The following is a 6,719-nucleotide window of genomic DNA, read 5'->3' on the forward strand; positions in this document are numbered from 1 at the left end:
AGGAGTCACGCAGAGGTTGCTTCTTGTATTCAGAGCTTCGTGGGGCGGATGCCCGCCGCCGTTCCGTTGAGATCCCGGAGATACTCCCGGACAAACTGCCGTTCCCGGGGCCGGAGTTTGCGCCCCAGCTCCTCCGCCGCGTTTCTCTGTTCCTCCACCGCGCCTCACCGCCTCTCCTTTCGTCAGAAACTACCCTACCACAGGGGGACCTCCTGTTATCACGGATTTTAAAAACCGCCAACCCATTGACGCCCAATGGATTGGCGGTCACTTTCACGAGTGAAAGTTATATGAACAATTTGTGAACAAGCGTCATAGACAGTCCCTACCATGCCTCGTAAAACTGCCGCCGCAAATCGTAGAGCACATTCTCGCTGACGTGGTGGCGCAGGGCGATGGCCGCAAGGCTGCTTTTCGTGCACATGACCTCCCGCAGGGCAGCACCGTAAGCGCCTCCGCACTCCCGGCAGAGGCGCTGGATCTTGTTTTGTACGTGCTTGGGCTGATCCCGCCAGGTCAGGCAGGTGTAGCGGATCAGCCCCTGCTGTTCCTCCGGCAAAGAGACGCCGCGCAGCTTTTTAAAGCCCACCTCCGCCGCCTCCTTCTTCGCCGGCCATGGCCAGGGCCATCTCCTTGTGGCCGCCGATTTTTTCCCGGGGATCTTTTGCCCTGGGGATGTAGCGCACGAAGTTTTGTCCCTTCTCCGGGTCGTATCGGGTCCCGGGCAGCTCCACCGCCCCGGCGGGAATCCGCAGCTGGCCGCCACTGGTGACCACCTCCCGGCGGATGATGGGCTTTTTCATATTCCGGGAGCATGTCCACTTTTTTTCGTCCGGCACGCCCCGGCTCTGGTTGACGATGTAATCCGCCAGGGGCTTGTAGTCCGCCTGATGGCGCAGGAACTGCACGTCCACACACCCCAGGCCCCAGATGGCGTCTACGGGCTCCGTGCCCAGATAGAGCTGCTTATCCCGCAGGGAAAAGGCGTCGCCGCTGATGACGATATGTACATGGGGCCGCACCAGTTGCCCGGTCTCCCCGTCGATCTCCGAGGGCGCCAGTACCCACCGGGTCACAAGGCCCATTTTCCGAAGGCGGTACACCATGCGGTCAATGAACTTCTTCCCGGCGGCCTTGGCTCCCTCATAGGTCCCGCCGATCTCCTCCAGGCCCCGGGGGTCAAACTTGGCGGTGAGCCACAGATCCCCTGGAGCGAAGTTGCAGTTGAGCACCCGGGCCAGGGCCAGCTTGGCGTATTCCCGGTTCCCCACGATCTTCTTCTCGCTGCTGTTGCCCCGGATTCTTCCGCTGCGCTTGGACGGCCTGCGGGTGATCCTGGTCTTGCGCCGCTCCACTACCGAACCGGAAATGATCTTTGTCACCATGTACAGTCCCTCCTGTCCCTGTGTCTCTCTTGCCATGTTGTCTCTCCCCTCCCGCGCGATAAAAGCAGAAGTACCCGCGCGCCCCTCCGCGCAAGGCCCCTTGTCTTTTCTTGCGTCCTCTTTCGAATCCCCCCTGCCGGAATGTCTGAGCCCTATATCTTCTACCGCGTAAATCTGCTTCCCCGCAAACTTAGGCGTTTAAGAGCCCCGGCAGATACGCGCGTGGGCGTATTGCAAAGTTAGGACGTCATATGCAACTTACATTTGGTGGATTTTGGTGTATATTTAGATAAAAAGTTTTTTGGAGGTGTCCAATGTTCAAAAACAGAAAAATTCCGCATTGGATCTTTTTGTACGTAGTGGCCATTCTTCTTGTGGCAGGCGCCGTCAATGTACTGATGTATCTTGCTGTCCCGACTCTTCCAGACCTAAACGCCCCCTCATGGCTTGGCTTCTGGGGCAGCTATCTGGGCGGTGCTATCGGCTGTCTGCCCGCTCTGGCAGCCCTGTATGATAACCGCCGGGAAGCACGCAGGCAGCACGAAGAAAGTGAAAAGAGCCGTCGTCTCGCTGCTTTGCCTGTAATGGCCTGTGAAGATAATTCCTCATCTTTTTCACTTTCTGAAGTTGATTCTCTTTCGTCACTGACTGCTATGGTCTTTCTAGATTCAGTGGTAGGATTGCATGGCAGTTTTAACCACCCTGATCCGAACCAATATCGAGAGAAATTAAAACAGCTCGACGATTCTTACCCTGGAGTTATCTTTTTCGATATTCATAATATAGGGGCAGGTCCTGCTTTAAATGTTACGTTGGCCTGTTCAAACATCCTACAAACTAAGCCACTTCTATTAAAGAACATTGGTACCAATGAAACTCGGTCCCTTCTCTTGTGCGTTCAAATTCCACCCAGATCAGACAACAACTATCAAATTGACTTCAACTTTGAGATCACATTTAATGATATTTTTGGAAATACATACGTTCAAAAGTTGAATTTAAACTGCACAAAAGAGCAACACTCTCTTTCCACAATCTCCATTCCAAATTTATGCTAATTTCACATTTTGTACTAACATACCGGGCTCCGCCGGAGGTCACATCCATGGCCCCCGGCGCAGCCCGGCGGCCACGCATTCATTGTCTCTCTTATTTTTTTGAAGGCCCGACGGGCCTTTTCTTTTTACCTGTTTCCGCTGCCCCAGAGTTTCCGCAGCTGCCGCTTTCCGACCTCATCCGCCGCGCGGTAGTCCTCCCACATGTCCGCCGTCCAGTGAGATGTGTCCCCAGCGTCCTCCCGTTCCATGGTCACCCGCTGCTGGGTTCTGGCAAAATAGCAGATGGCCGCCGCCATCACCAGATCGTCGTGCTCTCCTGCCTCGGCCTCCGGCCTGCGGTCCTCGTTGTAGACGAAGTGGAGCATCTGGCGCAGGGTGTTCCGGCTCACCACCAGCTCCGCCGTCTCCTCCATCACCGCGTGGAGGCCCGCCAGGATCACCGGGCGGGTCTGGGGCGTGGTCTGGAAGCCGAAGGCCTTCACGTTCTTTCTCGTGTACGTGTCAAACCGCTCCCGGACATAGAGATTGGGGTAGTTCCACTCCTCCAGCTTGCGCTCGGGGTAGGTTGAGAAGTTGGTCTCCACGGCAATGAGGGCCGCGTTGTACCACATCCCCAGGCAGTAGAGCTGCCGGGCATAGAGCAGCTCGGAGAAGGTGAATTCCAGCTCTGCTACCTGCATGCCGGTGCGGTTGTCCACCACCCAGGCAGTGAACTTGTCGCTGCCCTCTCCGGCGGTATCGCCGCCGATGACGTAGGGCACTCCCGGCTCCGGCGGCGCATAGACCCGGATGAAGCCGGTCCGCCGGTCGGAGCTCCACATCCATTCCGCCGGCGCCTCCCCGGCCGCCGGCTCCGGATAGGTAAAGGTCCCCACGTCCGCCGGCTCCGGCGCGGCGGCCAGCCGCAGCAGGATATCCTCGTTATTGAAGAACGGCGTACCGGAGAACAGAAAGGCCTCCTCCGGGGTAGAGGGGTACTCCTGCTGGAATTTCCGCTTGTCCCCGTGGCAGTTGACGGCGATGCACCACCGCCGCCAGGCCATCTGCTCCGGGTCCAGATGATAGGCCTCCATGAGGGAACGCTCCTCTTCGTCCCAGACCGTCCCCTCGGTTACCTCCATCCGGTATTTCTCCTCATGGAACCAGGCGATGAACAGCGGCACCCAGCCATTGGTCCCGGCCATCGCCCCGTCCCACAGGTCCTTGAACTCGTTGTAGCCGTTGGCGGTGGACTCAATGACCACCAGGGTGTTCAGCTCCGCCGGCACCGCCTGCATCACGCCGTCCAGGATCTCATTTTTGTTTCCCTTCCAGAAGGCGAACTCCGAGAGATGGACGTTGTTGAGGGTCTCGCTTCGGCCCATGCCGTCGTTGGCGGTGACGCAGCGGATGGAGGACATGAGCCCCGGCCTGCGCCGCTTCTCCGCCGGGTCCCGGGTGGGATTCTCGAACACCAGTTCCTTGGCGTTGGAGTGCTTGCACATGGGCTGGAGCTTGCGGGGCAAGTAGTCGAAAAACAGCTTGTTCATCCGAAAGAGCTTGGTGGTGGAGTCGTCCCGGTGGGCCACGATCAGGGTCTGCGCCAGTCTCCGGGTGGCGCTGTCCTGAAACATCATCCCCTCGGTGATGGTGGAAAGGCCCAGCTGCCGGGCCTTGAGGATTAGGATGCGGGGTGGCCTGCCTGCCTCCCGCTCCCGTTTCACCGCGTCCAGCAGCATCTGCTGGGCAGGCTTGGGCCGCAGGGCGGTAATCTTTCCCTCCTTGGTCCGGATCTTCAAAAACTTCGGGATGTATACCTCCGGGTCCCGCAGATCTTTTTCCAGTCCCATGGTTTACCCTCTTCTCTCCATCAGTGCTTCCACCGTCGGAAAGTTCTGCACCGTCTCCACGTTACGCTCCCTGGTGCGCAGCTGCACCAGCATGGCCCCTTTCCAGGCCCGTCCGCCCTCCAGCGTCCTGGCAGACTCCATCCGTCCGTTCAGTGTTTTTCGGATCTCGATCTCCTCCCGTGCCGCCATGGCGGTCCTCAGCCGTGCCATGTCTTTCCCGTCCAGGATTCTGATCCGGTCCCATTCCCCGTTCACTTCGGTCTCCCCTTCATACGTACTCCTTTCTGTCCGCAGCTCCGTGCGGCATTTTGCCGTTGCTTTTTGTCAAATGTGAGGGTATATTAAATGCATCAAGAACTTACAGAAATTGGGTGATTCTCATGACGGATACTGTGTGGGGCGCAATCATTGGCGCCGCCGCGGCTCTGATCGGCGTGTTCTCCGGCGCCCCGATCGCAAATTGGCAGGAAACAAAACAGTTCAAGCGTACCCAGCAGGCCGCCGCATATGAAGAGGCCCAGCGTTTTCTCTATATAAACGGCAGTTCTGCGTCAGCGCTTTATTCCAGCCAGGAATATCTCCATCTGCTGGAAGCTGCGGCAGTCAAGATGGCTCTTTACGCTTCGGATGAGGCAAATGCCCTGTTTGACACGATCATTGATCTCACTCTGGATAAATCCGGAGAGCTGTCTGACGAGGACCGAAGCAAAAAGCTTGACGAGCTCTTCAGCAAACTGCAAAAGCAGATGCGAAAAGACCTTGGGGCAAAATGACCGTTCCAAAAGCAGCCGCCTGCAAGCGGCTGCTTTTCTTCTTCCTGCGGGTATCCTTATGGTTTCCGTTTCTGCATTCCCTGCTGATAATTGGGCGGCAGCCCCATCCGTTTTCTCCAGTTGCCCACCGCCTTGGAGGTACACCCCAATTCCCGGCTGATGGCTCCGTCCGATTCCCCCTGGCGGTACAGCACGCCTGCCTTTTCCCAGTCATAGATCATCCGTCTGCTCCCGGCTTCTTTTGGAGGGGCAGCTGCGCCCTCCTTCGCCTCTTTTCCGGTCCAGGCAGCTTTTGGAGAGGTCCGCACCGCAGGCGGCAATATATCCTCCTCTGCCGCCGACAGGCGGGCCCCCTCCCGAAACCGGCGGCATCTTGCCGCCGGGACGGCCCGTCTGGTATGCCCGGTGATGGCATAATAGTCACACTGGTATCCGGCATGGGGCCTGGCACGGTACATGCATCGCTCACACTTCACGCTTCGTCTGCCTCCTCCTTGCTGATCCGCTCAAACTCAATCACCCACACCCAAGGGTTAGTCTCCCAGCCATAGGTAGGAAGGTCTGCAGGCTTAATTGTGCTGTCCCAAGTCTGATGCCACCGGCCCCAGGTTTTCTCGTAAGTACCCGCCTCCGTAATTCCCTCCATGAGTACGTCTCCCAGAACCATGTCCTGTAAACGCTCCACCCTCACGCAAGTTACCCGCAGGAAGATCCGAGCGGCCTCTCGGGGCATATTCTCGTTCGGTCTCCAGCCCGGCTTTCTCTGAGCCCGGCGCATCATGTTATACCGTTTGGCATCGAAACTGATGTCCATGTATGCATCGTCCTTGTACTGGACGCGCCCGCTGCCAGGAATATTCGAGAGATAGTCCACGCGGAAGGTTTCCCGTACCCACAGGATGTCGCCGGGCTGGAATGGCGGGCGGACAACCTTTTCTGTCCCCTGGATGGCAAAGTACCCAGGATAGCAGCTGTCCTTAGTCATGGGAACCGGTCTTCCATCCGGCTGCGGCTTCATCACCCGCCGAGTAACGGTCTTTCTTCCCTCCAGAATGGCCTTCACCATCTCCGTGTTGAATAAAATTGGTTTCATCATTCACCTCCATAGCAGCTCATGTTCACATCAAAAACTTCTTCCAGTCTACCTGCACCGCGTGAAGAGGCAGCACCGGGTCAAACATCCGGTCCAGTTCCTCCGTGCGCACAGGTTCCAGCGGGCCGCCGTAGTCCTTTCCGTAGGAAATGTAGAACGCCCACCCGTCCTCCTGCAGCGTCAGGCCGGTCAGGTGGCCCACGGCCTTGGTGTCCATCCCCAACGCAGAGAGCGGGTATCCGGGGATCACAATGGCATCCGGCACCTCAAAGGAGATCCGTACCCCCTCTTCCGTGTCCTCCGGATTAAAAAACGCAGAGTTTTCCAGCCGGTTTTCCGGGTCCCGTTTCCCGCAAAGGGTAGTCCCCGGAAACCGGCTGGAGTCCCAATAGAAGAAGGACAGCCCCGTCAGGGCAAACCTCCCTTTGGAATAGGGCTTTTCACAGTGAAACCGCTGCCCCAGGCGGCACGGCGCTTCGATCTTCATTCCCCCGCCGCCTGTTCGATGGCCTGGGCCAGTGCCCGGAGGGCTGCCCGCATCTTTTGCTGGTTCTCTGCGCTTTCCTTCCTCACGGCGTCCG

Annotated in this window: 10 protein-coding genes; 2 read left to right on the forward strand and 8 right to left on the reverse strand. The window is 58.0% G+C overall.

Annotated elements, in window-relative coordinates:
* Positions 1 to 29: 29 nt before the first annotated feature.
* The 3 genes from QZL67_RS09670 to QZL67_RS09680 all read right to left on the reverse strand — a co-directional run bounded on the left by QZL67_RS09670 (position 30) and on the right by QZL67_RS09680 (position 1,421).
* A complete protein-coding gene (locus QZL67_RS09670) occupies positions 30 to 158 on the reverse strand; it encodes a hypothetical protein (RefSeq protein ID WP_022290514.1) in 129 nt (42 codons plus the stop codon).
* A gap of 167 nt (positions 159 to 325) precedes the next feature.
* Positions 326 to 589 carry a hypothetical protein gene (locus QZL67_RS09675; RefSeq protein ID WP_022290515.1) on the reverse strand — a complete coding sequence of 88 codons (264 nt, stop codon included), beginning with the start codon at positions 587 to 589 and terminating at the stop codon, positions 326 to 328.
* Positions 579 to 1,421: a hypothetical protein gene (locus QZL67_RS09680; RefSeq protein WP_292920252.1), complete on the reverse strand. Its 843-nt coding sequence runs from the start codon at positions 1,419 to 1,421 to the stop codon at positions 579 to 581. The genes QZL67_RS09675 and QZL67_RS09680 overlap by 11 nt, the downstream gene beginning before the upstream one ends.
* Positions 1,422 to 1,699: 278 nt before the next feature.
* On the opposite strand from QZL67_RS09680, the gene QZL67_RS09685 reads away from it, so the two are divergent.
* A complete protein-coding gene (locus tag QZL67_RS09685) occupies positions 1,700 to 2,443 on the forward strand; it encodes a hypothetical protein (RefSeq protein WP_022290517.1) in 744 nt (247 codons plus the stop codon).
* 125 nt (positions 2,444 to 2,568) lie between these two features.
* Here QZL67_RS09685 and QZL67_RS09690 read toward each other — a convergent pair whose 3' ends face one another.
* Together QZL67_RS09690 and QZL67_RS09695 are read right to left on the reverse strand one after the other, a co-directional pair.
* Entirely contained in the window at positions 2,569 to 4,272 is a 1,704-nt protein-coding gene (locus tag QZL67_RS09690; RefSeq protein ID WP_022290518.1) for a terminase large subunit, read from the reverse strand.
* 3 nt (positions 4,273 to 4,275) lie between these two features.
* Positions 4,276 to 4,482, reverse strand: a complete 207-nt coding sequence (locus QZL67_RS09695) for a hypothetical protein (RefSeq protein ID WP_292920254.1) — start codon at positions 4,480 to 4,482, stop codon at positions 4,276 to 4,278.
* Between the two features lie 182 nt (positions 4,483 to 4,664).
* On the opposite strand from QZL67_RS09695, the gene QZL67_RS09700 reads away from it, so the two are divergent.
* Positions 4,665 to 5,045 carry a hypothetical protein gene (locus tag QZL67_RS09700; protein ID WP_292920256.1) on the forward strand — a complete coding sequence of 127 codons (381 nt, stop codon included), beginning with the start codon at positions 4,665 to 4,667 and terminating at the stop codon, positions 5,043 to 5,045.
* Positions 5,046 to 5,101: 56 nt separating this feature from the next.
* Here the strand turns inward: QZL67_RS09700 and QZL67_RS09705 are convergent, their stop codons facing one another.
* From QZL67_RS09705 to QZL67_RS09715, 3 genes are all read right to left on the reverse strand, one after another.
* On the reverse strand, positions 5,102 to 5,266 hold the full coding sequence (locus QZL67_RS09705; protein WP_022290521.1) for a hypothetical protein: 165 nt from the start codon (positions 5,264 to 5,266) through the stop codon (positions 5,102 to 5,104).
* Positions 5,267 to 5,517: 251 nt separating this feature from the next.
* On the reverse strand, positions 5,518 to 6,138 hold the full coding sequence (locus QZL67_RS09710; RefSeq protein WP_022290522.1) for a hypothetical protein: 621 nt from the start codon (positions 6,136 to 6,138) through the stop codon (positions 5,518 to 5,520).
* A 25-nt stretch (positions 6,139 to 6,163) separates the two neighbouring features.
* The gene (locus QZL67_RS09715; protein WP_022290523.1) at positions 6,164 to 6,625 is read right to left on the reverse strand and encodes a hypothetical protein; all 462 of its coding nucleotides are present in this window, start codon (positions 6,623 to 6,625) and stop codon (positions 6,164 to 6,166) included.
* Positions 6,626 to 6,719 lie beyond the last annotated feature (94 nt).

This window comes from Oscillibacter sp. CAG:155 (assembly GCA_000436875.1).
GTDB lineage: Bacteria > Bacillota > Clostridia > Oscillospirales > Oscillospiraceae > Oscillibacter.